Origin of the sequence: Micromonospora sp. LOL_013 (genome assembly GCF_048060315.1) — a bacterium.
In the GTDB taxonomy this organism is placed as follows: domain Bacteria; phylum Actinomycetota; class Actinomycetes; order Mycobacteriales; family Micromonosporaceae; genus Micromonospora_E.
Genome location: NZ_JBHMIQ010000054.1, coordinates 1 through 24965, shown reverse-complemented (window position 1 = coordinate 24965; position 24965 = coordinate 1). Strand labels below are relative to the sequence as shown.

Here is a 24965-nt window from a genome sequence, read left to right as displayed (position 1 = left end):
ACTCACCTGCCTCCGTCGGCGGACATCGCGAAGACCACTGGGTCGTCGACGCCCTGCAGCGCGGTGGTGAACGTGGCGATCCGGGTGGTCCCGGACCGCAGCGCCACCCAGCCGGCCGGTGCGCTCGGCTCGGCTGCCAAGTCGACCCGCGCGTGGCCGTTTTTGCGCAGACACTCGATCGCGCCCCACACCCGGGTCGCCGACACGGACAACTCCTCGCCGTGCTCCCTGGCGACCAGCCTGGCCAGCGCCAGGTTCTCCGCGCCGAGCAGATCGGCCCACTCCTCGTCGGTGCGGCCGGCGGCCACCTCGACGTCGCAGCCGACCGCCGCCGGGCCGGTGACCGCCAAGGTCACCCCGGCGCCGTGCGACGCCGAGATCTGCGGCCCGCCGGTGACCTCCGGTTTTCCGTCCGGCCGGTAGCGCACCTGCGTGTCGCCGCCCAGCGCCCAGCTGACCGCCTTGCGGGTCTGCTCCCGCCGGTCGGCCACCTCGGTCGCCTGCGGGTCGTCCGGGCGGACCACCACCCGTAGGTCGGTCGGCAGGAACGCGCCGACCCGTCGCTCCAGGTAGGGACCGACCAGTGCCGGGAGCCACGGACCGGAACCGTCCAGTTTGCGTACGGCGTGCAGCCGCAACCCCACCCACCGCTCGACGAGGTTGCCGTCCGGGTCACAGACGTCCACGTCGTACAGGTAGGTGTCGCCCTCCCGGGATCGCTCCAGCGCGTGGATGGTGACGGCGTCCAGGGTGGCGGCGACCTTCGCGTCGGCCAGGTGCAGCCGTTCGATCGCCCCCGGCAGCAGCGTGGCGTCCGGTACGCAGCACTGCAGGGCGTGCATCACCGTGTCCCGGGTGCCGGGGTCGCCGAGCACCAGCTCACCCGGCCGGAACCGGGCGAACCACGGCGCCACCGACCGGTTCGACACCCGCGCCACGCAGCTGGTGGCGGCCAGATCCAGGTAGCCCTGCAGCCGCTGGAAGCGCGACCCCTGGAACAGCACCGGCCCGTACAACTCGTTGGCCGGGTCGATGGGCAGCAGCTCGGTGTCCCCGGTCGCCGGCCGTACCTCGGGACGGGCCGGCAGGTCGTAGCGCAGCCTGGCCCGGAAATGGTCGGCCGTGAACCCGGTGTCGCTGCTGCGGACCACCGCGTCGACGGCACCGTCCGGCGCGGCGAGCACCGCGATCCGGATGGTGTTGCTGCCGTCGGGCGGTACCACGATCGGCCGGAGCAGTTCGACGTTCTCCAGCACCGGCGTCTCGATCCGCCCGGTCAGCGCCCGCGCCGCCTGGGCCATCGCCTCCATGCCGAGCACCGCCGGCAGCAGCAGGTCACCGTCGAGCAGGTGGTCCGGCAGGTAGAGGTCGTCGTCGGCGGTCAGGTCGGCGTCGACGATCAGCTCAACGCCCGGGTAGTGCACCTGCGGCCGGTCGACGAAGCGCAGCAGCGGCAGCTCCCGCCGCTCCATGGTGACCGTCGGCAGCCCGTCGGAGCGGCTCATCACCACCATCGCCTGCGGCGCGGACGGGCTGGCCAGCACCTCCTTGAGGATCGCGATGCCGTCCTCGACCGGGATCGGGGAGATGCCGTCGCGGGTCAGCGACTCCAGCACCCCGAGCCGTTCACCCATACCGGCGCCCGACCACACCGACCACTCCAGGGCGAGGCAGCGGATGTGCGGGTGATCCTCGCCGACCTTGCGGGTCAGGTCGGTCATCCAGTCGTTGGCGGTGGCGTAGTGCGCCTCGCCGCGCAGCCCGGCCCGACCGATGATGCTGCCGAAGGTGATCAGCAGCCGCAGCGCCTGCGGGTCGGTAGCGGCGAGCACCGCGTCCAGGCCGTCGATCTTTGGAGCCAGGGTACGGCGGAACGCGGCCTCGTCGAGCGCGGCCAACGGCGTCGGCTCGTTGCGCCCGGCGCCGTGCAGCACCCCGGTGACCTGACCGAGCGCCTGCTCGACGGCGTTCACCGCAGCCTTCACCTGGTCCAGCGCGGTGATGTCGGCGCGGGCGTAGTGGAACCGGACGCCCGCGGCCCGCAACCGGTCCAGGTTGGCGGCCAGTTCCGCGTCGTCGGCCGGGTCGGAGCGGCCGAGCAGGCCGACCGCGGTGCCGGTGTCCCGGCCCAGCGCCAAGGCGCACTCGGCGGTGATGCCCTTGCCGCCGCCGGTGACCAGCAGTACGTCGTCCGGGCCGATCCCGGCCCCGCCGTTGGGCGGCAGCTGGATCGGACGCAGCACCGGCTCGTACCGCTCACCGCCAGCGCCGTAGTGCACCTCGCTGAACCCGGTCGTCGCACCGACGTCGGCGACGATCCGGCGCACCACGTCGTCCCGGGCCGCCGGATCGTCGTCGTCCGTCGGGTGCTCCGGCAACGGCAGCAGCACTACGGTGGTGGCGATCTCCGGATGCTCCTGGTGCAGCGTCTTGGCCAGACCAGCGGCGGACCGCCGGTCACCGACCGCGACGAACCGGACCGGCCCACCGGCGGACAGCGCCGCGCGGGCGGCCCGCAGCAGCACCGGGACGTGCTCCGGCTGACCGTCGCGGGGCAGACAGAGCAGCACCCCGTCGCCCACTCCGGCCGTCCGTAGCGCCGCCGTCAGCGGCTCGGCGAACGGATTGTGGCCAGCGGTGAAGACCTGCCAGTCACCGTCGACACCTGACCCGGCGGACGGGGCAGGCGAGGTCGGCACCAGGTCCACGGCGAACGCCCGGACCCAGGGGGCCACTCCGGCGACGACCGGCTCCGCGTCGTCGTCGGCCGGTGCGGCACCGGCGGCGTCGTCGAGGATCTGCGCGATCTCGGCCACCGTCGCGGTGGCGTAGCTGGAGGTCAGCGTCGGCGCCGGTACGTCGAGCTCGCGGGCCGCCTGGTTGACGATCTGGCCCACGGTGATCGAGCTCAGATGCAGCTCGTCGAGGGGCCGGCTGTCCGGGCGTACCGCCTCCAGCGGCAGCTCGGCCCGTTCGGCGGCGAGCCGACGGAGCACCTCGAGACTGTCCGCACTGGAGCGCACCGCCGCCTGGTCCCGGGAGCCGTTCGCGGATCCCGGGGCGTGATCGGTCGGCTGGGCTCCGGCCTGCCGGGCGACGGCGAAGTCGCCGGCCGGGGCCGACTCGGCCGGGCTGGCGAGGAAGCGCAGCGGCCGACCGGGTTCCAGCGGCCGGGTGAACCGGTCCTGAAACAACGCATCGTGGTCGATCGCAGCGCCCAGCGCGTACGCGGCCCCGACGGCGTTGAGCAGCCCGGACAGCGACAGGCTGTCGGTCTCCAGCGAGATCGTCGGCACGTCCGGGGCGATTTCGCCGGCCAGGCCCCGCAGGATCCGGCCCGGGCCGACCTCCAGCAGCAGGTCACTGGTTTCGGCCAGCCGGCCCACCGCCTGGGTGAACCGCACCGGGTCGAGCACCTGCCGACGCAGCAGGTCGACGACGTCGGTGTCGGCCGGCAGCGGCTCACCGGTGACGGTGGAGACCATCGACCTGGCCAGCGGGGTGAACGACTGACCGGCCAGGTGGCCACCGAACGCCACCGCGGCCGGGGCGACCGCCTCGGAGTGGAAGGCGTGTGACACGGCGATCCGGGTCCAGAACAGGCCCTGCCGTTCGGCTCGGGCACCGACCTGCTCGACTGCGACGACCGGGCCGGAGACCACGGTCTGCTGCGGACTGTTGTAGCCGGCGATCACCACCGCCGTACCGGACAGCAGCGGCTGCACCACCTCGGGTGCCGCGGAGATGCTGGCCATGGTGCCGTCACCGGCGCTGGCGTCGGCCATGATCCGGCCCCGGGCGGCGGCCGTGGCCAGCAGCGTCGGCTCGTCCATCGCCCCGGCCCAGTGCAGCGCGGTCAGCTCACCGAGGCTGTGCCCGGCGGCACCGGTAGCCTCGATGCCCACCATGGACAGCACCCGCAGACCGGCGACCGATCCGGTGACGATCCGTGGCTGGGCGACCGCCGTGGCCACCAGGTCGGTGCCGGCCGGCGGTTGGTAGGTCCGGTACAGCGCGTCGACGTCGGCGAACCGGCGACGCAGTGCGCCACCGTCGGCCCGCCGGCCGGCACCCTGCCCGGGGAACAGGTACCCGATGCGCGGGTTACCGCCGGCGGCGCCGAGGAACACGCCGTCGGTGGCGTCGATCACCGTACGTTCGCCGGCGGCGACCGCCTCGGCCAGCCGGCTGAGCCGGGCGGCGGCCTGCTCCGGGGAGCCGGCGACCACCGCGGCCCGGACCGGCTGGCCGGCCAGCTGCCCGGCCAGTGCGGCGGCCAGGTCGCCGAGCTCGGCGTAGGACAGCCGGGCCACCCACGGGGCCAGCCCGGCGAGCCGTTCGCCGAGCTCCTGCGGGGTCCGGGCGTCGAACAGCAGCAGTTCGGTGTCCTGCCGGGACCGGACCAGCGCCGTGGTCGCCGTGCCGACCCGGGTCCGCCGGCTGGTCTCGACGGACTCCACCACCACGTGGGCGTTGATGCCGCCGAAGCCCATCGAGGAGACCGCGGCCCGGATCGGCTTGTCCGCCGGCCACAGCTCGGCGCTGTCCGGCACCCGTAGCGCGGGCTGCTCGACGTCAAGTTCCGGGTGGGTCTCGACGTGCCCGGTGGCCGGCGGGATCACCTGCTGGCGGACCGCCAGGATCGCCTTGAGCAGGCCGGCCACCCCGGCGGCGGCCTTGGTGTGGCCGAAGTTGCCCTTGACCGTACTGATCGCGGCCGGCTCGGCCTCCGGCGCCGCCTCCCGGCGGGCCTCGGTGAACGCGCGCAGCTCGGTGGCGTCGCCGACGGCGGTCCCGGTGCCGTGCCCCTCCAGGTAGGCGACCGTGTCGATGCCGAAGCCGGCCCGCTGGTACGCCCGCCGGATGGCCAGCCGGTGGCCGCTGGCCTCCGGCCGGGTGATGCCGCCCTTGCCGTCGGAGGAGTAGCCCCAGCCGGCGATGACCGCGTGCCGACGCAGGCCCCGGGCGATGGCGTCCTCGTCGCGCATCAGCACCAGCATGCCGCAGCCCTCACCGGGCCAGAAGCCGTTGGAGTTACGGTCGTACACCCGCATCTCGGCGGTGGCCAGCGCGCCGGTCTTGGCGAACCCGATCACCTCGAACGGGTCGATGCTCAGGTCCACCCCGCCGGCGACCGCCGCGTCCAGTTCGCCGTTGCTCAGCGCGTTGCAGGCGGTGGCCACCGACAGCAGCGACGACGAGCAGGCACCGTCGACGGTGTACCCGCCGCCCTTGAAGTCGAAGTGGTTGCAGATCCGCCCGGCGATGGTGTTGGCCAGTCCACCGGCGAGGGTGTCCTCGTCGATCGGTGGGAACGGTGCCTTGTAGCGCGGCTCCAGGTCGTCCAGGAAGGCGGTCACCGCGGTGTCGTCCCAGCCCTGCTCGCGCAGGGCCGCGCCGACCGTGCGTCGCACGTACGGCCAACGCAGCCGTAGCAGGTTCGCCCGGCTGAACTCGCCGGTCAGGGTGTTGCCGATGACCACGCCGGTGCTGGCCGCCGGCAGGCCCTCGCCGTCGGCGAAGCCGGCGTCGGCCAGGGCTCGGGCGACGGTGTCCAGGGCCAGCCAGTGGGTCATGTCGGTGGACCGGAACGTGCTTCCGGCGATCCGGTACTTGACCCGGTCGAACTCGAACCCTTCCAGCACCGCCGCCTTGGCCGAGTAGAACCGGTCCGGCGCGGCCGGGTCGGGGGAGTAGTAGTCCTCGTGGTTCATCCGCTCGTCCGGCAGCCGGCGGAAGGCCCTGCGGCCGGTGAGTACGTTCTCCCACAGTTGGTTGGGGGAGTCGGCGTCGGGATACCGGCAGGCGATCCCGACCACCGCGATACGGTCACTCATCAGATACCTTCCCTCACGCCGTCGCGCCGGCCACCGGCGCGGGGGCGGGTGCCACCGCCGCCTGCTGCTGGGCGCGCTTGCGCAGGTGAACCATCCACCAGTAGATGCCGCGGGCGCCGCAGACCACGACGACGGCGAAGAACAGCGTGTAGACGACGTTGAACAGCATCAGTACGCCGTAGACCATGGCCACCGACGACCCGAACATGAACTGGTGGATCGGCTTGACCGGGGTGGTCCCCGGGTCGGTGATCATGTAGTTGGTGAACAGCACGAACGCCACCCCGGCCATCACGCCGAGCGCGGAGAACAGCGCCACGTCCCAGATCCAGTGCCGCAGCAGCGCCTGGATGGCGAAGCCGCCCAGCCAGCCGACGATCAACGCCACCTTGCGGGTCAGCATGGCGTTGATCACCGTACCGGCGGTGACGATGATGATCGGGATCATGATCCGGAAGAAGGTGTTGGCACCCTCGGTGAACTGGTACGGCGGGGCGATCGAGATCCACGAGCCGAAGCAGACCAGGGCAACGGTGATGCCCAGGTTGGACGGGTTCATGTAGTGCCGCATCCGGCCGTACACCGGGGCCTGGAAGACGTACTTGCCGGTGACCCCGACGATCACCGCGAACGCGATCGGCAGGAACATGTCGTTGGCGTACAGCAGCATGTTGCAGGCCAGCGCGGTGATGTGGGCGGGCAGCAGGAACTCGTACATGCCCCGACCGCCGCGTCCGGCGTACCGGGGTGCCCGCTGCTGCATCCGGGCACTGAGGGTCTCGAAGACCAGCTCGGTGGCGTAGCCGACCAGCACCGCCAGGATCGGCCACAGCCACGGCTGCTCGAAGCCCAGGACGGTGTACCCGAGAATGTTGAACACGGTCATCGAGATGGCGAAGTTGCGCAGCGCCAGGTAGCGGCGGTCCGGCTCCTTCGCCGCCGGCGTGGGTGGGCCGGCGGGGGCCGTCGTCGTGCCGATGGTCTGTTGGCGTTCGGCGGTCGTGGTCATCGGTTCGGAACCTCCTGGACACGGTCGGTCAGCACGAGGGTGTGCGTGCCGGCCGACAGCTGCTGGGTGATGCTGTGCAGATCGCCGTCGAGGTCACGCCAGCGCAGGTCGACGGTGACCGGGCCGGTGGCGTCGCCGAGCCCGAGGTGGACCTCGAAGCTGCGCTTGCCGCCGTGGCCGCTGCCGCCGTCGAGCTGGGAGACCTGCCGGCGTCCGTCTGCGGTGGTGACCGTGACGGTGGCGCCGTAGGCCGGCGTACCGGGCAGGTTGGCGTCGGTGCCGTCCAGTGTCGGTCGGTACAGCCGCAGGTTGAGGTAGTCGCCGCGGTCCGGTGCCTCGTTGGTGTAGAACGCCGGGGCGGCCCACTGCCGGGCGACGGCCAGGTCGAGCGCGCCGGTCGCCCGGGTGTCGGCGGTGGCGATGCCGCGGGTCGGGATCGGCACGTCCAGGCCGAGCTGCTCGGTGATGTTGGTGAACTCGCCGCTGTCGGTGCGGGCGAAGAAGGCGAGCGGCTGGTCGCCGGCAATGTCGTCGCCGGGCTGCATGTTCGGCCACATCGCCGGGTTGGACAGCAGGTTGTCGTTGGACATCGCCATCTCCTGCAGCCACGGCCACCGGTCGATGTCGCCCTTGACGAAGCCGAGCGTCTGCACGACCTCCAGATCACCGTCGTTGCGGAAGTCGCCGAACTTCACGTCCCAGCCCCAGCCGCTCCAGGCCATGCCCAGCGGCCGGGCCTGCTGGATGAACGGCGCGGTACCGGCGGAGAGACTCTGCAGGGCCTCCTCCTCGGAGCCGGCCTGGTTCACCCAGACGAAGTTGCTCTCCTCCAGCCCCCAGGCGGTGGTGATGTTGGAGACCACCATGTCGAAGCTGCCGTTGGCGTTCAGGTCGCCGAAGTCGACGCCCATCCCCTTGAACGAGTCCTTGCCCAGCTGGAACGACTTCGGCGTACCGTGGCTGCGCTCGCCGTACACCGCCTCGAACTTGATCCGACCGGGGCGGGAGACGTTGTGCAGCAGGGCGTCGAAGGTGAAGTCGTTCGCCACATACATGTCCGGCAGGCCGCGACCGGTCAGGTCGGCGGAGCCGAGCGCCAGGGTCCAGCCGGTGCTCTTGGCGAACGGGACCGCGCCGCGCTCCGGCACGAAGGTGACCGACGGCGTCTCGCCGGCGGTGGCCGCATGCCAGCGCAGCACCTGCAGCCCGCCGCCGTTGGTGGCGGTGGAGAGCGAGTCGTTCATCTCGACGTTGTCCTGGCCGTCCGGGTTGAGCACGTCGGACTCCGGGAAGTAGTTGCCGATCACCACGTCGGGCTTGCCGTCGCCGTCGAAGTCGTTGACCGTGGCGGCGTTGGTGTGCCACTTCGGCCCGTGGTACCGGCCGTCCGGCGAGTCCTGCGGCAGGATCTCCTGCCGGTGGTACGCGTCGTTGGCGGGCAGCTCGGTGCCGGCCATGCGCAGGAACAGGATCGGCACCCGGCCCCAGTAGGTCACCATGATGTCCATTCGACCGTCCAGGTTGTAGTCACCTGGTACGCAGCCCATCGGTGCCATCGTTTGGTCGATCGGCAGCGGCGCCGGGTCAAGCAGGAACGGCTCGAACCGGTCGGCGGCCGGTGCGGTCGGCGCGTAGGTGACCACCACCTCGTTGGTCCGCACGTCGACGAAGCACAGACTGTTGGCCACCCCGTGGCCGGTCAGGTCGTTGACGGCGATACTCGCGCCCACCGAGGAGATCCAGGACCGGATCTTGTGGTATGACTCGTTGACCTCACGGATGTTCCGTTTAGGTAGTTGGTCGTAACCTTCCGGATAGTCGATCTCAAGCTCGGTGAACCGGTACTTTTGGGCAACCTCGTCAGCGCCGGCCACCGACACGCGAGCGTCGATGACGAAGAACATCACGACGAGAAGTAGAATCGCCGTTATCCCGGGGCTGATCGAGCGCAGGCGTTGACCCAGCACGGTCTGGTCTCCTTACTGCGGGAACCATCGGCTGTTGTCCAGGCCGACGGAGTTGACAGGGCGGACGTCGTTGCCGCAACGCCGATCCGATGAATTTCCGGAAATGGCGTGCGGTGAACGGGAGCTCTCGTAGCTCCCGGCTCGCCGGGGGATCCTCCTGAAGCCGAGGGTGGGTGGAGATGGGGAGGCCGCGCGGCGCGGTCGGCCACCGGGATCATCGTCCGACGGCCGTACGGTGTAGCGCTTCTTTCACATTGCCTCCGGTGATTCGCTGCATTTCCGGGATCTGTCACAATCCGTCGCCGATCGGCTCGGACGAAAAGACGGCAATATTGCGAAACCCTCGGCAGCGGGAGCTGGCTAGCCTGAGTGAGGTGTCGCATGACGCGTCATCCGGGCACCGTGCACCGTCGTATTGCGGTCGGCTGTCCGGCTCACCGCGCAGAGAAGGAGCCGTCGTGTCTGTCGAGGGATTCTGGAAGGTCGCCGTGTCCACCCCGCTGGGTACCCGGCACACCGTGCTCGAATTGTTCACCAAGGACGGTGCGCTGCAGGGGATCTCCCGTGGGGAAAAGGAGGAGTTGGTACTGCAGGACCTGCAGCTGGCCGACGACCGGCTGTCCTGGTTCCAGTCGATCACCAAGCCGATCCGGATGAACCTGGTGTTCGATGTGGTAATCGACGGTGACGAGATGTCCGGCACCGCGAAGGGCGGCCCGATGCCGCCGGCGAAGGTCAGTGGCCGGCGCGAACCGGCGACCCAGGCGGCCTGACCTCGGCCGCAGCGGCGATCCCGGGCGCCCGGCCCGTCCACCACGGCCGGGCATCCGGGTGCCCTAGGCCGTCCACCGTGGCCCGGTGACCGGGATCCCGGGCGGGGCCGCGCAACCGCCCCTCGCATGGTCGTCGATGATCCGTACGACCGATTGACTCATTCTCATTTATCATCAAATATCATGGATATTCTGACCGGAGAGAGATCCATGACCGACGCGTCGCCCGAGACCATCCACCATCGGTATCCTGCTCCCGGTCGGGCATCTCCACGTGCACATGCAGCGCGCAGATCGCCAGCTCGGTGTGCCCGACGCACGGCTCGGTGCGGGTCTCCACCTGTAGCGGGGTGATCTCGCCGGCCACCCGCAGCAGCCGTACCGCGCCGGGCGGGGACTTGGCGGCCACCGGTGTGCCGAGTCCCCGTACCATCTCCGTCGCCTGGCCCCCCGCAGCGCGCCGGAGCTTGTCCAAGTCAGCCATGCGGCGATCGTGGCACCGGCGCACGTCCGGTGCCATCCGCTAGCGTGCCCACCCCGTCGCTGTCCGTGCCCAAGTTGGCTGGTCTGGCCGCCGGGTGACCGTTGGGCACTTTGGAAGAACCTCGTCGGGGGAAGCTGCGGCATCATCCCGTTGGGACCGTGCCGCCGAGCGGCGGCGGACGAGCGCCTCAGGAGGCCGCCGGATGGCACACATCGATCTGGGTCTGGACGAGACGGAGCACCCGGGGATCACCGGCCTGCTCCGGTACCGGCCGGAGACCGCCGCCCCGCTCGGCGCGCTCGCCGAGGTGCTGCTGCACGCGCCGCACCCGACGCTTAGCACGGGCGAGCGTGAGCTGATTGCGGCGTACGTGTCGCAGCGCAACGAATGCTCGTTCTGCTCCGCCTCGCATTCGGCGTTCGCCGCCGCGCAACTCGACGGTGGAATGCCGATGGTGCAGGCGGTCCAGGTGGACGTCGACGGCGCCGCGGTCACGCCGAAGCTGCGCGCGCTGTTGAAGATCGCCGGTGCCGTCGTGCGCGGCGGCCGGCAGGTCGACGCCGCGCTAGTCGACGCCGCCCGAGCGGCCGGCGCCACCGACCTGGAGGTCCACGACACGGTGCTGATCGCGGCGACGTTCTGTATGTTCAACCGCTACGTGGACGGACTCGGTACGGTGCTGCCGGCCGACCCGGGCGTCTACGCCGAGCGGGCAAAGCAGGTGGTCGCCAACGGATACGGCGGTTGACCCTGCGCACGCGTCACCCGGTTACCGCAGCCGCCGGCAGCTCAGCGGCTGGTGTAGGGCATGGTGGGGAACCAGCCGTAGCCGAACATCGCCGGCAGCCGCACGTCCCAGTAGACGACCATGAAGACACCGAGCGCGATCAGCAGACCGCCGGTGACCGCGGCGGTCCGGGCCGGATCGGCGGCCAGCCAGCGGATCAGCCCGCCCCGGGTGACCATGACGAGCAGCGCGAACACCGCCGAGACAATGACGATGTTGCCCAGCGACTGCAGGACGAACGCACCGGCGCCGTACAGCGGATTGCCGCTGTCCACCGCCCAGACGAACAGCTTGTTGAACAGCGGGTACGGCCGGCCGATCAGGAAGCCGCCGACAAGCGCACCGAGGGTGACCACCCGGGCCACCGGGCGGCGGGCGAACGGATCCGGCAGTACGCCGAGCGCGGCGAGCCCGAGGTAGGCGAAGGCCAGCCCGATCAGCCCGAATACCACCATGGACTGGATCAGGCGTACCGGCAGCCCGCCGGCCGAGCCGGTGGACAGTTGCGGCAGTCGGTCGCCGAGCAGCACCCCGATGAAGCCGTACGCCCCGGCGACGGCGACCATGCCGAGGGTGAGCCAGCCGATCGGCCGCAGCAGGCTGCGCAGCCCGGCGCGGGTCGCCGCGCCGCCGCTGGCCTGGCTCATCGGACCGATCGACGCGGCCATCGCCACGTTGCAGGCGGTGAAGGTGCCGGCCAGCCCGGTCACGAACGCGAACACCAGGCCGGCGACGGTACCGCCGATCGCGGTCGCCTCGGCGTCGTGACCGAGCAGTGCGTTCGCGACGTTGTCACCGATCACGTGGTCGACGAAGTCGTACGACCAGAGCACCGCGAGCAGCACTCCGGCCGCGGCGCCGAGCAGTGCGATCCGGGTCCGGGCGATCGGGGCCGGATAGCCGGACACCGGTGGGATGGTCTGAGGCTGTGGAGATCCACTCCTGAAGATAGCCATGCGCCGATCATTTGTGTGGCGGACGCTGCTGTCCTCTCAGATCTTGCCCCGCATGGTGCTGATCGACGCGGATGACGCCCAAGACGGCAATCCGCGACAACTCCGCGACACCGGCAACGGCCAGGATTGAGCCATGTCGGTCACCTCGGACCAGTGGCGGTGTGCCGCCACCTCCGCTCCAGACGTGCTACGACGGCTACTCACCCTGGTGGACGGCGCGCCCGCCGACCACCCGGTGACCGCCCACTGGAGCCTCGCCGACACCATGGCCCATCTGGCCACCATCACCGCGATGGACATCGCGCTGGTCACCGGCGGCGTCCCGAACCTGCCGGTGCCGGAAATCAACGAGCTGCGGGCGACGACGACGGTCGACACCGTCGCCGAGATGAACCGGCGGGTGCTGGCACAGTTTACCGAGCGCGACGTGCCGGCGATGTCGGCCCGGATGCGCGCCGACGTCGCGGAGCTGACCCGGCTGGCCGACACCACCGACCCGGATCACGAGGTGAGCTGGCTCGGCGCCGCCCAGCTGCCGGTCGCTGGTCTCTACTCCCATCTGCTCAACGAGATGAACATCCACGCCTGGGACATCGCCCGGTCGGTCGGCGGACGCTGGCACACCGACCCGCATCAGGCGGCGTTGTTCGTCGACGTCTTCCTGGCTGGCGTCACCCGCTGCGGCTACGGCCGGCTGCTCGACCACGACCGGCCGGTCCGCGCCGGACGGATCTCGGTGACCTTCCACCCGCGTACCGGTGGTCAGACCACCCTGGCCCTGGTCGACGGCCGGGTACTGCTGGAGCCGGTCGACCCGAGGCCGGACGTGCGGCTGCGCTACGACCCGGCGACGTTCAACCTGATGCTGTTCGGCCGGGTGGGTCGGCTGCGGGCGGCGCTCGGCCGCAAGGTGGCGGTCGGCGGTCGGCGGCCGTGGCTGTTGCCCACGTTCATGTCGACGATGCGACTGCCGTCCTGACGTGAGTCCGTCCCGACACGAATTCGTCCTGAACGTGAACCCGTTCCGACGCGGTGCCGTTGCAGTCGTCCCTGACCGCGCCGCGTAGCAGCCTTGACGCAGACACGTAGTGTGACGTACAAAACCATCGCTGTTGGTCGATCATGGTGGGGGCAACGTCCTGGAACGCGCCGTCGCCAAGCGGCCCGCCGACCGGATCTCCACCGACGTCGAGCTGTGGAGAGCCGCGCCGCAGCCGCTGAAGGACGTGACTGACGCCGGTAAGGTGCTGACGTTCAGCCAGGGCATCCTCGGCGGGCAGAGCCTGGCCGTTGTCGCCGATTCGCGCTACGTCGACCGCGCCCTGGCGTTCATCTCGTTCGTCACCAGCGAAGGTGCGCAGAAGATCCTCGCCTCGCACGGCATCGCGCCGACTGCGATCGGCGCGTACAACGACCCGAACCTGCGGGCCTCGATCCCGCACCTGGTCAGAGTGCGCGAGGCGGTGGAGATGACCAGCGCGCTGGCCTGACCGCGGTGGCGGTGGCCCGGTCCGGAGTGGTACGTCGTGCAGATAGAACCATGGCACGTCCCGCTGCTGGTGATGGCGGGCATCATCGTGCTCGAGCTTCTCGCCGTCCTGGTGCTTTGCGAGCCGGACCGGCGGTACGGCAGTTCTGCGCACCGCGATCCGCACCAGTGGGTCGGTGGCGGCGTCGGCCCGGCCGCCGGTCGTTGAGGTCGTCATTGTCACCTTCCAGGCCCGGGTTGGTCCCGCCGAGGCCAACTGGGTGCCGCGTCGCCGCCGGGGGCAACGTGCGAGACGCCCTCGTCGGTGACATCCCTTGGCACACATTTTTTGGGGTACTGCCCAGTAGCAGGTGGAGCGGCCGGCGCCCGGCTGACACGATGACGGCGCATCAGGTGGGTGTGCGTTGACCGACTGAGCCACGTGCACCGAGTGGTTTATCGACTGCGGTAAGCGAGAACCGGGCCTGAAGTTGGAACAACCGGGCCGAAGCAGGCAGCAACCGGGGCGAAGCAAGCAGAGAATGGACTGCCGAATGAGCAGTCGAGCCGGGCAACGTACCTTCTGTGGAGACTGCCAGCATCATCAGCGTTGCCCGTACGGAACCCGGCCTGGCAGCCGGCGCCGACCCCGACCTGATCGGTGGGCTCCGGCTCCGGCCCGACGCCCGGGCCCTGCAGCTCGACCGGTACGGCCGGGTGGTGCGCGTCTCGGCCGGCCTGACCCGGTGGATCGGCTGGTCGGGCGCGCAGCTTGCCGGACGTCCGTTCGAGCTGGTGCTGCACCCGGACCGGCGGGCCTGGTTCCGCCACCGGTTCAGCATCCTGCTGACCGACGCCTACCCGCACTTCGTCGGCCTGGCCGAGGTGACCACCACCGACGGCCGCCTCGCCTCCAGCCACATCACCGCCGTGGCGGTACGCGGGACGGAGCCGCCGGCCGACTCGGTGCTGATGCTGCTCACCCCGGAGAACCGGGTACGCCGCCCGCAGCTGACCGAGGTAGGTGCCCGGGTGCTGGAAGGGCTGGCCGGCGGCGCCTCGACCGCCGAACTGGCCGCCAGTCTGCACCTGAGCCGCAAGGGCGTCGAGTACCACGTGACCGCGCTGCTGCGCCAGGCGCGGGTCACCAACCGGACCGCGTTGGTCGCCTGGGCGTACCACTGCGGGGTCTTGGTGCCCGGCAGCTGGCCACCCCGGCTGGCACCCGAGGCCCGGGAACACGTCCGGCCGCGCGCCCGGACCTCAGCCGCCGCCCAGCACGCCTAGGCCGGCAGCGCCGACGGCCGGCCAGCCGCAGTGTCGGCCCGGCTCAGCGTCGGCCGGGCGGCGCCAGCGGTGAATAGCGAATCCTCGGCGCCGGAGTTTGTTTCGCTCGGGTCTGCTTCGGTCTGATCTGTTCCGGGTGTGCCTGTTCCGCGCGCGTGTGGATCTGCTCCGGGTGGCGGGCCGCCCGGAGCCGCATCAGCAACCAGACGCCGAGGCCGCCGAGCAAGGCCCCCATCAGGACCGCCAGCACCAGCCGCACCGTGCCGCCGAAGACGATCTGTCCGAGCGCCGCCCCGACGATCCATCGGGCGCCCCACGCACCGACCGTCGACTCCGTGACCGAACTGGTGTCCGCTGCAACCGGCATGACCGCCTCCCCTGACCACCGTATCGATCCTTGGCGTTCCCGTGCGGAGTCAGCCGAAACCGTGTCGGCAACTTGACGGCGGTCACACCCCTGCCGGCCGGACTATCCGGCCGTACCGTAGATGTTGTCCTTCAAGGAACGGACCTGGGCAAACTGGTCGCGGATCAGCGCGGTGGCGGCCTGCTGCACGCGTACCGAAAATTCGTCCTCCCGGAACCGGCGCAGGCTGCCCGGCACGATCCGCACCGTCCAGTCCCGCATGCCGCAGACCTCGATCTGCACCGAACCATCGTCGGAGCGGCCTTCGGCGACGATGCCGCCCCGGGCCGATTGGTAGTCGACGTCGCGCGGCCCGACCGGCGGGTCCTCGCCGGACACCGCAGTGCCGAGCGCCTCGCTGACCGCCGCCCAGTACGCCTTCATCCTGCCCGCCCACAACAGCCGGCCCAGCCCGGCCAGTTGCTGCTCGACATAGCGTTCGTCCAGCCACTGGTAGCGGCCAGCGGCGAAGGTGACCCGTACGCAGTCGCGGCCGCGCAGCTCACCGGAGATCGCGCCGCCCGGCGCGTCCGCGGTCACGTGCATGTTGTCGAGCCGATCTGCCAGCAGCCCCACGATCCGTTCCCCCAGTCCTTGTCGTCGTCGAAGTGGGCGTGTAGATAGTCGAGGTGTCCGGTCGCCGTCAGGTCGAGTAGCCCATGAACAGCGGCCCGGTCACGTTGGACTGGGTCGCGTCGGCCAGCGCCGGCCGTTTCGCGACGAAGCTGTTTCGCTGCTGCGCCACGGCCTGGCAGCAACTGGTGAGCGCGTCGGCAATCTTCTGCTCCTGCTCGGCGATATAACCGTGCAGCAGCCGGATGGCATCGCGCATCGAGTCGACGACCGCCTGCGCCGTCTCACCCTGGAACCGGACCGCCGGCGGGTCATCGGGCACCCCGGCAGCCGCCACCTGCGACGAGGCCCCGACAGCGGTCAACCCCAGCGAGAGCCCGAAGCTGACCGGGGCGAGCGCCACACCGGCCACCGCCGCCACCGACGAGACCACGGTGAAGGTCATCACCCACTCGTTCTTGCCGCAGTCGTCCATCCGGTCCAGCGCGGTGATCGTGTCGTGGGCGATCTTGTCGATGTCGTCGCGCGCCCGGACCCAGATCTCCCGCTCCGCGTCCAGCGCGGCCCGGAGAACCGCGATCCCCATGAACTGGTTGTGAACGATCGACGGGAACGGGGAGATGAAGTTGCTCTTAAACTCCATGGCTGCCCGGCCTGTCCAGCTCTCGATGTGACTCTCCGCGTCAAGCATCTCGTCGAGATCGTGGTTGGCGCGGTAGGTGCGCCCACTGACCGGATCGTCTGACACCCAGCCAGACGACAGTTCCGCCAAGGACTTGTCGAGCTTGCTCCGGTGACTGTCGAACGCTGCTGGGTCGGGCATCTCGGCGAACGCCTGGAACAGCTCCGGGATGTCGCCGAACATCTGCTTGACCCGCTGGCGGGTCTCCTGCTCACCGTGCCGCGGTGCCAGTTGCGGTTCACCGCCCAGGGCTGCCGGACGAGCCCCGGACTCGGTCAGTGCCTTCAACGTGGCCTGCTGCTGGATCTCGTAGGCGTGCTGCATCAGGTTGTCAAAGCTCATCCGATGTCGGCCCTCGGCTCGCCGTTGACCTCCAACAACCGAGCGAACTCACTGGCCGCCTCGTAGTCGGCACGGGCGTACTCGACGGTGGCGACGCAGAGCGCGTCCGCCGTCGCCTCGATGTTGTCGGCCGTGTCGTGGCAGATCTTCGTCAGGATGTCGTGCAGCTCGACCCACGGTTGGTACGCCGGACCGTACGGCACCCCGGGCAGATTGCCTGAGCGGACGAACGCCCCGGCGACGCCGCCGGCGGCAGCATCGAGGGCGTCACCAGCCGTCGAGTAGACCGCCGCCACGGTGGGGAGATTGTCCCGGCCAGCACGCCAGAGCCCGTACAGGTCCGCGCCCAACCTGGTGCCGCTGTTGGGCTCACTGTTCGTCACGTGATCCTCCATCTGCCCGTCGAGTGGCCGACCCTGCCAGCCGGCTAGTTGAAGGGAGCTGCCGTCGACCACCCCGGCGTACTGAGCGCGGGGCCGAAGTCGCAGTAGGGGTAGCTCTCGGTCCGGGAGTCGTCGATGTTCGACGGAATGCTGTCGGTAATGAATGTCAGCTGTTCTGCCTGGTCCGGGTCGCACCGGCCGGGTCCTTTGTCGCCGTCGATGCTGCCGCCGACAATCTGGCCGGTGGCGTCCCGGAAAATGGTGCCGACGCCCCGGGTGAACAGGCCGGTGCAGTACGGCGAGACCATCCGGTAGTAAACGATCCCGCTGTGCGACTCCGCATCGACGATGGTGGTGCGGTCGTGTGTGGTGGTGACCCCGGCGACCTGGTCCGGTCGGTGCTCGACCCAGGTGGTGGCACCGAGCGTGGTGTCCACCTCGACCCGGTCGGCAGCACCGGCCGCCTCGTCGACGTACACGGCGGTGCCGACGCCGGACCGGGCACCGGGCAGCAGCAGCGGAACTTCCAGCAGCACCGTCCCGCCGCCGTCTCCGATCACGACGGTGTCGCCGACGCCGTCGAGCACGTCGAACGAGACCCGAGTGCGGTAGGCGACGTACTCGCTGGTGTTCTCGACGACGACCCCGATGCTCGCGGTCGCCGAGCCGAGTCGACGCACCGGTGGGACGATCGTCACGCCGGATTCGACGACTCGCAGCCCGCCGCCGTCGGGTGCCTCAACGGACAGGCCGGCGGTGCCGGTGAGCGGGCGGTCGGGTGCCTCGATACAGGAGGCTGCCGGGTCGGGCTCCGAGCCGGGTGAGCAGGCAGCGGTGACTGCGGCAGCCGCGACCAGTACGACGGCGAGCGCCGCCGGCACGGTTGGCCGGGGCCGGATCGATGCGGGCATGGCGCGCCTGTCCCCACTGTTAAGCCGATGAACTGCCGCAGTTACCTCAACGTACTACATGGACACATCCCGTATGTGACACAGAGAGGTTGCGGTGACTCTAGGTGATGATGATCGGCCCGCTGGGCTCCTGTCGCCAATCCGTCACTTTCCGGTACGGCTCAGTTGGCGAGCGCCTGCTGGCCCTGCCGCAGCGCGGCGGCCATCGCGTCCCGGTAGCCGGACAGATCGGCGTCGTGCCGGTCGACCGCAGCGTCCAGCGCCTTTTCCCACGCCAGCCGCTGCGCCTCCCGCAGGCCGGTCTGGTCGGCGCACCCGGCGTCCGCGACGGCCAGCGCAATCTCCTTTTCCCGGGCCACCTCGGCCGGCCACGGTCCGCCCTCCGGCACCGGACCGCCGGGCCGCTCACCGACCGGGTGGTGGAAGAACTGGGCGAAGCGCCGGGCGTCCGCCGGGTCGAGCAGCGGCGGCTGGCCGTCCTGCTGGAGACAGCCCGACCAGGCGGCCGTCGCCGAGGTCACCGTCGGATCGGCGGCGTAACTGGCGCGTGCCGCCTCGTCGATCACGGTCACCGGGCTCGGTGGCGCGGCGACCTGGCCGTACACAGCGGACCTGGCCTCGCCGACGCAGCCGCCGAGAGTCGGATTGCCGGCGTCGTCGGTGAGGGTCTCGCCGTCGGCGGCACCGGTCAGCGCCTCCAGGTAGCGGTGCTCGTCAGCCGGTGACGGCCAGGTGAACCGTTCAGTGGTCGCACCGGTTTCGGTTTCGGTGTCGGCCCGGTCGGCGGTCTCGGCCGCGCGGATGCCGTACCCGTTCGCGTTCGCCTCGGCGAGCGTCGGTGACTGCTGCGGAGGTACGACCACCGGCCCGGGATACTCGGCCGAGAGCTGGGCGGGAAACCGGTCGATGCCAGCGTCGCGCAGGCACGCTTCGGTGAGCCGGCCGACGACGGCCCGTACCTGCGGGTCCATCTCCAGCGTGGCGGCGAGCAGCGGATGCTGGCTCGACGCCGGATCGGCTTCGCCGGGCTGCAAGCCCGAGCCGGCCGGCGGCTCGGCTGCTTCGTCGGAGGTCGACGGCTCCGGCGAGCAGGCCGCCAGCATCGCCAGTACGCCGACCATCGCGGCGGTGGGAAGCAGCTTGCCGATGCGTTCGTGGTACAGCATGTTCAGACCGTCTCCGTTGATCATTGTTGCGGGTCGTCAGGGGGCGCGCAGTGCTTGTAAACCTCGGTCCGGGTGTCGGCTGCAGTCGGCGGCAGACTGCTCGGCAGCAGCGTCGACCCGGGGTGCTGGCCGGGCAGGCAGGCGTACGGCGAGACGGTGGGGTCGAAGCCCCCGCCGACCACCGTGCCGGCGTCGTCGCGGAACACCGCGCTGGTGCCGACTGAAATCCACTTTCGGCAGTACGGTGAGTGGACCTCGTAGGTGACCGTAGCGTCGATCTGGTCCGTACCGTGCCGCCGGGTCTCCAGATGCCGGGTGGTGATTCCGCCGGCCGTGGTTGCCGCAGCGTCTAGGGCCGCGTCCCGGGTCGCATCTGGCGTGTCTGCGGTCGCTGTCGCGGTCCAGGTCGCGCCGGAGACGGTGGCGTTCACCCGGGCGACCTCGACCCGCTGGCCGTCCTCGGACCGGATCCAGAACTGGCCGCCCACGCCGACGCGTTCGCCGGGGAGGATGACCGGGATCTCCCGGGGCTGGTCGAGGATCGTGGTGAGGACTGCCGACTCACCCGCACTGTCGAGGACGTCGAAGGTCACCAGGGCACGATGCGCGGTGTGCGTACTCGTGTTGGCGACGATGGCGCCGATGCTGACCATGGCGTTGCGGGTGATCGGCGCCGAGCTGCTGCCGAGCTGGGTGAAGCCGGACTCGACCACGTCGAGCCCGTTCCCGGCCAGCGCGGCAGTCGCTGTCGCTGTCTCTGCCGCCGATGGTGTCGCTCGATCCGGCGGCCCGATGCACGGCGCGGTGGGGGTTGCGGTCGCGTCCGGCTGGCCTCGCATCTGCAGGACGACAGCCGCACCGGCGGTCACCACCGCGACGAGCACCACTACGGACAGAGGCATGAGGATCTTTCGCCTTGGTCGGCTGGGATCAGGGGCATCCACGGTCGGTGTGGCCATGAAGCGTACTCCCACTTTCCAATGCGGACTGAAGGCGGCTCTGCCACGGTACAGCCTGGCAACCGTCGATGCCGACCGCCGCGCGGCCGGCTGCTCGCCGTCGCCGGTCGCAGGTGCGGGTGGGAGGCGTGCCGGTTGTCATGGCTCTCGGGACAGGTGTCGCCACAGCTTTGCTGCCGGAGGTGCATCAAGATGCACCTCCGGCAGCAACCCCGAGAAGCACACCAGCCCGCCGGTCGGCTCTGCTGAGGAAGCCAGCTCCGCTACTGGTCGTCACTGCCGCCGGTTCGCCACCGGCGGCCGGGCTCGGGGGAGCGTAGGCAACGGGAAACACTTTCACGACGGGTCGGGGCAGTGACTTGTCCCCGTTCGACAGAATGTCGGACCCACGGGGTAGACATGCTCGATCACCTTCCACGTCACTTATGGAGTGCCACTGATGTCGCTTGCTGACCGCCTGCTCGACGCGGTTCATTAAGATCGCTCGTATGCGGGGATTGTGTTCAACGGGAGGTACCAGCCGGTGGGCGGGCCGGGCGGCAAGATCATGCCGCCGACTTTCCCAATACCCGACCGGGAAAAGGCCGCCGCCCAACGCGAAGGCCGGGAGCCGGTGCCGTACGCCGTCGAACGCCGGCTCATCGACGAGACGCTGTGCGACACCGTCATCGTCGACCAGGTGCCGTCGCAGGCCAACCGGGTCGAGGAGGCGTTGCTGGCGGCGCGCGACGGCGGCCGCCTCGACCTGCCGATCTTCGAGATGACCATGAAAGAGGAAGGCGTACGGCTGACCTCGTTGGACTTCCCGCACCGGTACGCTGACGCCTACCTGCGCGACAGCGACGTGAACGGCGAGCGATTCGACCGTAGCCCGGTCGGCAAGGCGCTACGCTCGACCTCGGCCATCGACGTACGCCCGCTCTACCAGCGGGAACCGTACTCGTTAATCTTTGGCGCCTGGGATTCGCACCGCAAGGGGCGGTGGCCGAAGTTCCCCCGGATCTACTCGTCGTCGATGTTCGGTATCGACTGGTCGATCGGGGACCGGCGGGCCGGCAAGGTCGACCCGGTCAACCTGACCGGCGCCATCGACGACAAGGGCAAAGCCGAGCGCGACTGGCGTTTCCTGCCGGAGGGCACGAAGGCCAAAGGCGGCAAGCTCAGCGAGATCGGGCATGGGCACATCGCGCCCAACACGGTGCACGGCGGGGTGACGGTGCGGGAGATCCGGCGGTACGGCTGGATCTCGCTCGCCGGTCTGGAGCGGCTGCGTTTCGGTGACGCGTCGGCCGAAGCGGCGACCGCGGCGCGGGCGACGCTCGCCGCCCTGGCGTTGGTCGGCGACCGGCTCGCGTTCGGGCGGGCCTCGCTGTGGCTGCGGTCCGGTGTGACCTGACCCGCCACCGCGAGACCGTCTCCTTTGAAGGCGACGGCGGCACGCTCGACCCGGTCGACGTGTCGACGACCGAGGCGATCGAAGCCTTCCGGGAGCTGTGCAGCCGGGCAGCCGCCGCCGGGATTCGGATGGACGACGACGTGATCGCGATCACCCCGATCAAGCCGCTCGCCGAGGCGATCCGGCACGCTCTCACCCAGTCCGTGGCAGAAGAGGCGTAGGTCCGGTGGCGCTGAGTATCACCGTACGGCTGAGGCAGGCCCGCTACGACGCGGCGGCGACCACACCCGTCGACGCGGAGTGGCCACCGCATCCAGCACGCCTGTTCAACGCGCTGGTCGCCGCCGTCGAGCACGGCAGCGGCAGCCCGGCCGAGGTCGCCGATCTGGCGGCGCTGCGCTGGCTGGAACAGGCCGGCCCACCCCTGGTCGCGGCGGTCCCACCGACCGACGTGCACACCAGCGTCCGCAGCGGCTTCGTGGTCACCAACGCGACCGAGGCCAACGCTGGCAGCACCTTCTGGCCGGGCCGTACCAACCGATCGAGCAGCCGCAGCAGCGCGCTGCCCGCCGACGATCGGGTCGCGTTCGTCTGGCCGGCCGCCGAGCCCGACGACGGCGTGCTGTGGCGGCTGACCCGGCTGGCCCGGCGGGTGCCGTACCTGGGCCGGTCCACCGGCAACGTCGAGATCACCGTGCACGATGAGCATGTGCCGCACCGCCCGAAGTGCACGACGTACCAGCCGACCCGCATCGGCACGCCGGGGTCGATCGAGCTGCGGGTGCCGTACCCCGGCTACGCCGACCAGCTTGTCGCCGCGTACGACAACGGGCAGCGTGCCTGGGAAACCGCGCGGTCGATCGCGTACGCGGTGGGCAGCCCGCCGGAGCCCGACGAGCCGCCAGCACCGGCCGACGCGACCGGCCCGTACCGGACGCTGCTGGTGTGGCCGGTACGGCGCGGCCACGTACCGATCCGTGGCGACCGGATCCTGCAGGTCGCCGGCCTGCTGCGACGCACCGTGATGGACCGGGTGGCTGACCCGCTGCCGGCCCAGGTCAGCGGGCACGGCGCCGACGGCCGACCGCACCTGGCGTACCTGCCGCTGCTCGACGTCGGCCACCGCCACGCCGACGGACACCTGCTCGGCGTCGCCGTCGCGCTGCCCCCCGACCTGCCCGACACCGACCGCCGGGCAGTGCTGGCCGGACTGTTCGGCCCGACCGGCGACGACCCGATCCAGACGCTCAACGGCAACCAGTTCGGCCCGGTGCAGCTCGCTGACCCGGCCGAGCCGCCGACCACGTGGGGTGTGCGCGCCGACCGGTGGACCGGGCCGCCGTCCGGCGCAAAACAGTGGGTGACCGCCAGCCCGATGATGCTGGACCATTTCCCGAACCGCAGCCGCAGCGCCGCCGACATCGTCGCCGACGGGCTCGTCACCGCCGACTATCCCCGGCCGGCGTCGGTGACTGTGCTCGACGCCCCGGTGCTGCGCGGCGCGATCAGCGCACCCCGGCGCGGCACCCTGCCGAAGCAGCGGCCGTCCCGACCACTGGTGCACTGCCGGATCAGCTTCGCCGAGCCGGTACGCGGCCCGGTCATCGCCGGTGCCCTGCGCTACCTCGGCTGCGGCGTGTTCGTCCCGGAGGTGCCCGTTGCCCAACGATGAGCAAGCGGAGCGAACAATGCCCGGAACTGGCCGACAGGCCACCACCGAGGAGCTGACCGCCGCACACTTCGCCGACTTCGTTGCCGAGGCACACGGCGGACGCCGGCCGTTCCCCTGGCAGCAGGCGCTGCTCGACCGGATCCTCACCGACGGGCGCTGGCCCGACGTCATCGACGTGCCGACCGGGCTCGGCAAGACGACCGTGCTCGACGTCGCCGTGTTCGTCGCCGCGCTGCGCCCCGACCTCGCGCCCCGGCGGACGTTCTTCGTCGTCGACCGACGCCTCGTGGTCGACGAAGCCCACGAACACGCCACCGCCATCCGGGAGGCGCTGACCGGCACCGCCGGGCCGGTGTGCCGCGCGGTCGCCGACCGGCTGCGCGCCGTGGGCGACCCGGGCGAGGTGCTGACCGTCGCCCGGATGCGCGGCGGCGTCACCTGGGACCGCGTCTGGCTGGAACGCCCGGACCGGCACGCGATCATCACCGGCACCATCGACCAGGTCGGCAGCCGGCTGCTGTTCCGGGGGTACGGCGTCAGCGAGTACGCGCGCAGCATCGACGCGGCACTCGTCGGCACCGACAGCCTGATCGTCGTCGACGAAGCCCACCTGGCCACCGCGTTCCACACCACCGTCCGCGAGGCGTTCGACCTGGACCGGTGGCCGATCGCCCGCCGGCCGGTGCTGATCACCATGTCGGCGACCAACCCGGCCGACGACGACCGACCGGCGGCATCCGGCATCGGTACGCCGACGGTGCACACGATCAGCACCGCCGACCTCGACCACCCGGATGCGGGGCAACGGCTGCGGGCCGGCAAACGGCTACGCCTCGTCCAGGTCGACACCAACCGGCGCAAGGCCGCCACCGAGGTGCCGCAGGTGATGGCCGACCTCGCCGCCCGGCTGGCCGACCGGGGCGTGGTGGCCGTCGTCGCCAACACGGTCGCCCGCGCCCGCGCGGTGCCGTCACCGGCCCACGCGGGCCGGTCTCCATTGCGACATTTGCTACGCGCATCGGGACCGCGAGCAGCCGCAGCTCCGTCACCGGCCCACGCGGGCCGGTCTCCATTGCAACAGCTTGCCGGCGAACCTCTGAAATCCGCTCTCAGTGTCATCGATCCGCGAGGGTCGGTCTCCATTGTGACCTGCACGGCGGCCGGCATCCGGTCCAAGCGGCGGCCGTCCGTCACCGGCTCACGCGAACCCGTCTCCATTGCGACTTCAGCATGGCGTCCGGCCCGGAGCTGAGGTGCCCGACCGTCACCGGCCCGTCAAGGGCCGGTCTCCGTTCGGCAAGATGGATGGACAGGACTCTGCTTTCGGCTGGCCGATCGGTTTCGCTGAGTTGATCTCGATTGCGGCTCGTCATCATGACGTAGACCTCAGCGGGAGCCGGCGCTGGACCGCTGTAACGGGCCTCTGTGGTGCATGGCCGGTCGCCTCGCCAGCGGTGGGCTGGCGAGGCGACCGGCTGTGCACGTACGGGTGGGGTCAGCGGGCGGGGGTGTGGGTGAGGAAGGTGGTCCAGGCGGTGGGGGAGAAGGTGAGGGTGCCGCCGTCCCGGTCCTTCGAGTCGCGGACCAGGACCCGGCCGGGCAGGTTGCCGGCGACCTCGACACAGTCGCCGCCGGTATCGGTCGACCGGCTGGACTTGCGCCACTGCAGACCATCGGTAGTCGTCATGGGGTCAGCCTATATTTCTCGATGATGCGAAGCGACGCGCTGGTGGAGGCGGCGTCGCCGAGCAGCCTGTCCCACTTCCGGATCAAAAACTGGATCGTCTCCTCGTCGTCGGCGACCTGGCCTTTGGCGCACGGCCCCGGCGTTGTTCCGGCTTGAGTCGTTCTGTCCGTGTTGAAAATCGGACATCGGCTGAGTTGCGGGACGAGCGCGACTCCTGATG

General features: G+C 70.6%; 23 protein-coding genes and 1 pseudogene. 10 read left to right on the top strand and 14 right to left on the bottom strand.

Annotated elements, in window-relative coordinates; all coding sequences use genetic code 11:
- Positions 1 to 2: 2 nt before the first annotated feature.
- The 3 genes from ACFHWS_RS26580 to ACFHWS_RS26570 are packed head-to-tail and all read right to left on the bottom strand — an operon-like array spanning position 3 to position 8750.
- Positions 3 to 5837, bottom strand: coding sequence for an SDR family NAD(P)-dependent oxidoreductase (locus ACFHWS_RS26580; protein WP_416569364.1), 5835 nt, complete (start codon positions 5835 to 5837; stop codon positions 3 to 5).
- 13 nt (positions 5838 to 5850) lie between these two features.
- A complete protein-coding gene (locus ACFHWS_RS26575) occupies positions 5851 to 6846 on the bottom strand; it encodes an enediyne biosynthesis protein (protein WP_416569363.1) in 996 nt (331 codons plus the stop codon).
- The gene (locus ACFHWS_RS26570) at positions 6843 to 8750 is read right to left on the bottom strand and encodes a CRTAC1 family protein (RefSeq protein ID WP_416569374.1); all 1908 of its coding nucleotides are present in this window, start codon (positions 8748 to 8750) and stop codon (positions 6843 to 6845) included. Before ACFHWS_RS26570 ends, ACFHWS_RS26575 begins: the two co-directional genes overlap by 4 nt.
- Before the next feature lie 521 nt (positions 8751 to 9271).
- Between ACFHWS_RS26570 and ACFHWS_RS26565 the strand changes: the two genes are divergently transcribed.
- Positions 9272 to 9586, top strand: coding sequence for a hypothetical protein (locus ACFHWS_RS26565; protein ID WP_416569362.1), 315 nt, complete (start codon positions 9272 to 9274; stop codon positions 9584 to 9586).
- A gap of 181 nt (positions 9587 to 9767) precedes the next feature.
- Here ACFHWS_RS26565 and ACFHWS_RS26560 read toward each other — a convergent pair whose 3' ends face one another.
- On the bottom strand, positions 9768 to 10070 hold the full coding sequence (locus tag ACFHWS_RS26560; RefSeq protein ID WP_416569361.1) for a hypothetical protein: 303 nt from the start codon (positions 10068 to 10070) through the stop codon (positions 9768 to 9770).
- Between the two features lie 202 nt (positions 10071 to 10272).
- Here ACFHWS_RS26560 and ACFHWS_RS26555 point away from each other — a divergent pair, with 202 nt between their 5' ends.
- Positions 10273 to 10818, top strand: coding sequence for a carboxymuconolactone decarboxylase family protein (locus ACFHWS_RS26555; RefSeq protein ID WP_416569360.1), 546 nt, complete (start codon positions 10273 to 10275; stop codon positions 10816 to 10818).
- A 41-nt stretch (positions 10819 to 10859) separates the two neighbouring features.
- Here the strand turns inward: ACFHWS_RS26555 and ACFHWS_RS26550 are convergent, their stop codons facing one another.
- Positions 10860 to 11765: a hypothetical protein gene (locus tag ACFHWS_RS26550; RefSeq protein WP_416569359.1), complete on the bottom strand. Its 906-nt coding sequence runs from the start codon at positions 11763 to 11765 to the stop codon at positions 10860 to 10862.
- A gap of 181 nt (positions 11766 to 11946) precedes the next feature.
- Between ACFHWS_RS26550 and ACFHWS_RS26545 the strand changes: the two genes are divergently transcribed.
- The 4 genes from ACFHWS_RS26545 to ACFHWS_RS26530 all read left to right on the top strand — a co-directional run bounded on the left by ACFHWS_RS26545 (position 11947) and on the right by ACFHWS_RS26530 (position 14568).
- Positions 11947 to 12792, top strand: coding sequence for a hypothetical protein (locus ACFHWS_RS26545; protein ID WP_416569358.1), 846 nt, complete (start codon positions 11947 to 11949; stop codon positions 12790 to 12792).
- A gap of 133 nt (positions 12793 to 12925) precedes the next feature.
- Positions 12926 to 13303 (top strand): hypothetical protein, encoded by a 378-nt coding sequence (locus ACFHWS_RS26540; RefSeq protein WP_416569357.1) that lies wholly within the window; start codon positions 12926 to 12928, stop codon positions 13301 to 13303.
- Between the two features lie 36 nt (positions 13304 to 13339).
- Complete coding sequence (locus ACFHWS_RS26535; protein WP_416569356.1) at positions 13340 to 13510, top strand: hypothetical protein; 171 nt, start codon at positions 13340 to 13342, stop codon at positions 13508 to 13510.
- A 356-nt stretch (positions 13511 to 13866) separates the two neighbouring features.
- A complete protein-coding gene (locus ACFHWS_RS26530; protein WP_416557273.1) occupies positions 13867 to 14568 on the top strand; it encodes a LuxR C-terminal-related transcriptional regulator in 702 nt (233 codons plus the stop codon).
- Positions 14569 to 14611: 43 nt separating this feature from the next.
- Here the strand turns inward: ACFHWS_RS26530 and ACFHWS_RS26525 are convergent, their stop codons facing one another.
- The 7 genes from ACFHWS_RS26525 to ACFHWS_RS26495 form a co-directional block, all read right to left on the bottom strand.
- Complete coding sequence (locus ACFHWS_RS26525) at positions 14612 to 14935, bottom strand: hypothetical protein (protein ID WP_416557272.1); 324 nt, start codon at positions 14933 to 14935, stop codon at positions 14612 to 14614.
- 102 nt (positions 14936 to 15037) lie between these two features.
- Positions 15038 to 15550, bottom strand: a complete 513-nt coding sequence (locus ACFHWS_RS26520; protein ID WP_416557271.1) for a hypothetical protein — start codon at positions 15548 to 15550, stop codon at positions 15038 to 15040.
- Positions 15551 to 15617: 67 nt separating this feature from the next.
- Entirely contained in the window at positions 15618 to 16571 is a 954-nt protein-coding gene (locus tag ACFHWS_RS26515; RefSeq protein ID WP_416569355.1) for a hypothetical protein, read from the bottom strand.
- Positions 16568 to 16954 carry a hypothetical protein gene (locus ACFHWS_RS26510; RefSeq protein ID WP_416557269.1) on the bottom strand — a complete coding sequence of 129 codons (387 nt, stop codon included), beginning with the start codon at positions 16952 to 16954 and terminating at the stop codon, positions 16568 to 16570. The genes ACFHWS_RS26515 and ACFHWS_RS26510 overlap by 4 nt, the downstream gene beginning before the upstream one ends.
- A 44-nt stretch (positions 16955 to 16998) precedes the next feature.
- A complete protein-coding gene (locus ACFHWS_RS26505; RefSeq protein WP_416569354.1) occupies positions 16999 to 17865 on the bottom strand; it encodes a hypothetical protein in 867 nt (288 codons plus the stop codon).
- A gap of 161 nt (positions 17866 to 18026) precedes the next feature.
- Positions 18027 to 19055, bottom strand: coding sequence for a hypothetical protein (locus ACFHWS_RS26500; RefSeq protein WP_416569353.1), 1029 nt, complete (start codon positions 19053 to 19055; stop codon positions 18027 to 18029).
- On the bottom strand, positions 19052 to 19933 hold the full coding sequence (locus tag ACFHWS_RS26495; RefSeq protein ID WP_416557266.1) for a hypothetical protein: 882 nt from the start codon (positions 19931 to 19933) through the stop codon (positions 19052 to 19054). Before ACFHWS_RS26495 ends, ACFHWS_RS26500 begins: the two co-directional genes overlap by 4 nt.
- Positions 19934 to 20489: 556 nt before the next feature.
- Here ACFHWS_RS26495 and cas7u point away from each other — a divergent pair.
- The 4 genes from cas7u to ACFHWS_RS26475 are packed head-to-tail and all read left to right on the top strand — an operon-like array spanning position 20490 to position 24310.
- Positions 20490 to 21386: a type I-U CRISPR-associated RAMP protein Csb1/Cas7u gene (gene cas7u, locus ACFHWS_RS26490; protein WP_416569352.1), complete on the top strand. Its 897-nt coding sequence runs from the start codon at positions 20490 to 20492 to the stop codon at positions 21384 to 21386.
- On the top strand, positions 21362 to 21607 hold the full coding sequence (locus ACFHWS_RS26485; RefSeq protein WP_416557264.1) for a hypothetical protein: 246 nt from the start codon (positions 21362 to 21364) through the stop codon (positions 21605 to 21607). The genes cas7u and ACFHWS_RS26485 overlap by 25 nt, the downstream gene beginning before the upstream one ends.
- 5 nt (positions 21608 to 21612) lie before the next feature.
- Positions 21613 to 23058, top strand: a complete 1446-nt coding sequence (csb2, locus tag ACFHWS_RS26480) for a type I-U CRISPR-associated protein Csb2 (RefSeq protein WP_416569351.1) — start codon at positions 21613 to 21615, stop codon at positions 23056 to 23058.
- 16 nt (positions 23059 to 23074) lie between these two features.
- A complete protein-coding gene (locus ACFHWS_RS26475) occupies positions 23075 to 24310 on the top strand; it encodes a DEAD/DEAH box helicase family protein (RefSeq protein WP_416557262.1) in 1236 nt (411 codons plus the stop codon).
- A 243-nt stretch (positions 24311 to 24553) separates the two neighbouring features.
- Here ACFHWS_RS26475 and ACFHWS_RS26470 read toward each other — a convergent pair whose 3' ends face one another.
- Together ACFHWS_RS26470 and ACFHWS_RS26465 are read right to left on the bottom strand one after the other, a co-directional pair.
- Positions 24554 to 24745, bottom strand: a complete 192-nt coding sequence (locus ACFHWS_RS26470; protein ID WP_416557261.1) for a DUF397 domain-containing protein — start codon at positions 24743 to 24745, stop codon at positions 24554 to 24556.
- Positions 24742 to 24965 (bottom strand): annotated as a pseudogene (locus ACFHWS_RS26465) (hypothetical protein); the annotation flags it as partial. The pseudogene ACFHWS_RS26465 and the gene ACFHWS_RS26470, both read right to left, overlap by 4 nt.

Excerpts from the sequence above, each read along its gene's own strand:
- ACFHWS_RS26580 (WP_416569364.1), bottom strand. The coding sequence starts at position 5,837 with ATGAGTGACCGTATCGCGGTGGTCGGGATCGCCTGCCGGTATCCCGAC.
- ACFHWS_RS26575 (WP_416569363.1), bottom strand. The coding sequence starts at position 6,846 with ATGACCACGACCGCCGAACGCCAACAGACCATCGGCACGACGACGGCC.
- ACFHWS_RS26570 (WP_416569374.1), bottom strand. The coding sequence starts at position 8,750 with ATGTTCTTCGTCATCGACGCTCGCGTGTCGGTGGCCGGCGCTGACGAG.
- ACFHWS_RS26560 (WP_416569361.1), bottom strand. The coding sequence starts at position 10,070 with ATGGCTGACTTGGACAAGCTCCGGCGCGCTGCGGGGGGCCAGGCGACG.
- ACFHWS_RS26555 (WP_416569360.1), top strand. The coding sequence starts at position 10,273 with ATGGCACACATCGATCTGGGTCTGGACGAGACGGAGCACCCGGGGATC.
- ACFHWS_RS26545 (WP_416569358.1), top strand. The coding sequence starts at position 11,947 with ATGTCGGTCACCTCGGACCAGTGGCGGTGTGCCGCCACCTCCGCTCCA.
- ACFHWS_RS26525 (WP_416557272.1), bottom strand. The coding sequence starts at position 14,935 with ATGCCGGTTGCAGCGGACACCAGTTCGGTCACGGAGTCGACGGTCGGT.
- ACFHWS_RS26515 (WP_416569355.1), bottom strand. The coding sequence starts at position 16,571 with ATGAGCTTTGACAACCTGATGCAGCACGCCTACGAGATCCAGCAGCAG.
- ACFHWS_RS26505 (WP_416569354.1), bottom strand. The coding sequence starts at position 17,865 with ATGCCCGCATCGATCCGGCCCCGGCCAACCGTGCCGGCGGCGCTCGCC.
- ACFHWS_RS26500 (WP_416569353.1), bottom strand. The coding sequence starts at position 19,055 with ATGATCAACGGAGACGGTCTGAACATGCTGTACCACGAACGCATCGGC.
- ACFHWS_RS26495 (WP_416557266.1), bottom strand. The coding sequence starts at position 19,933 with ATGCCTCTGTCCGTAGTGGTGCTCGTCGCGGTGGTGACCGCCGGTGCG.
- ACFHWS_RS26475 (WP_416557262.1), top strand. The coding sequence starts at position 23,075 with ATGCCCGGAACTGGCCGACAGGCCACCACCGAGGAGCTGACCGCCGCA.
- ACFHWS_RS26470 (WP_416557261.1), bottom strand. The coding sequence starts at position 24,745 with ATGACGACTACCGATGGTCTGCAGTGGCGCAAGTCCAGCCGGTCGACC.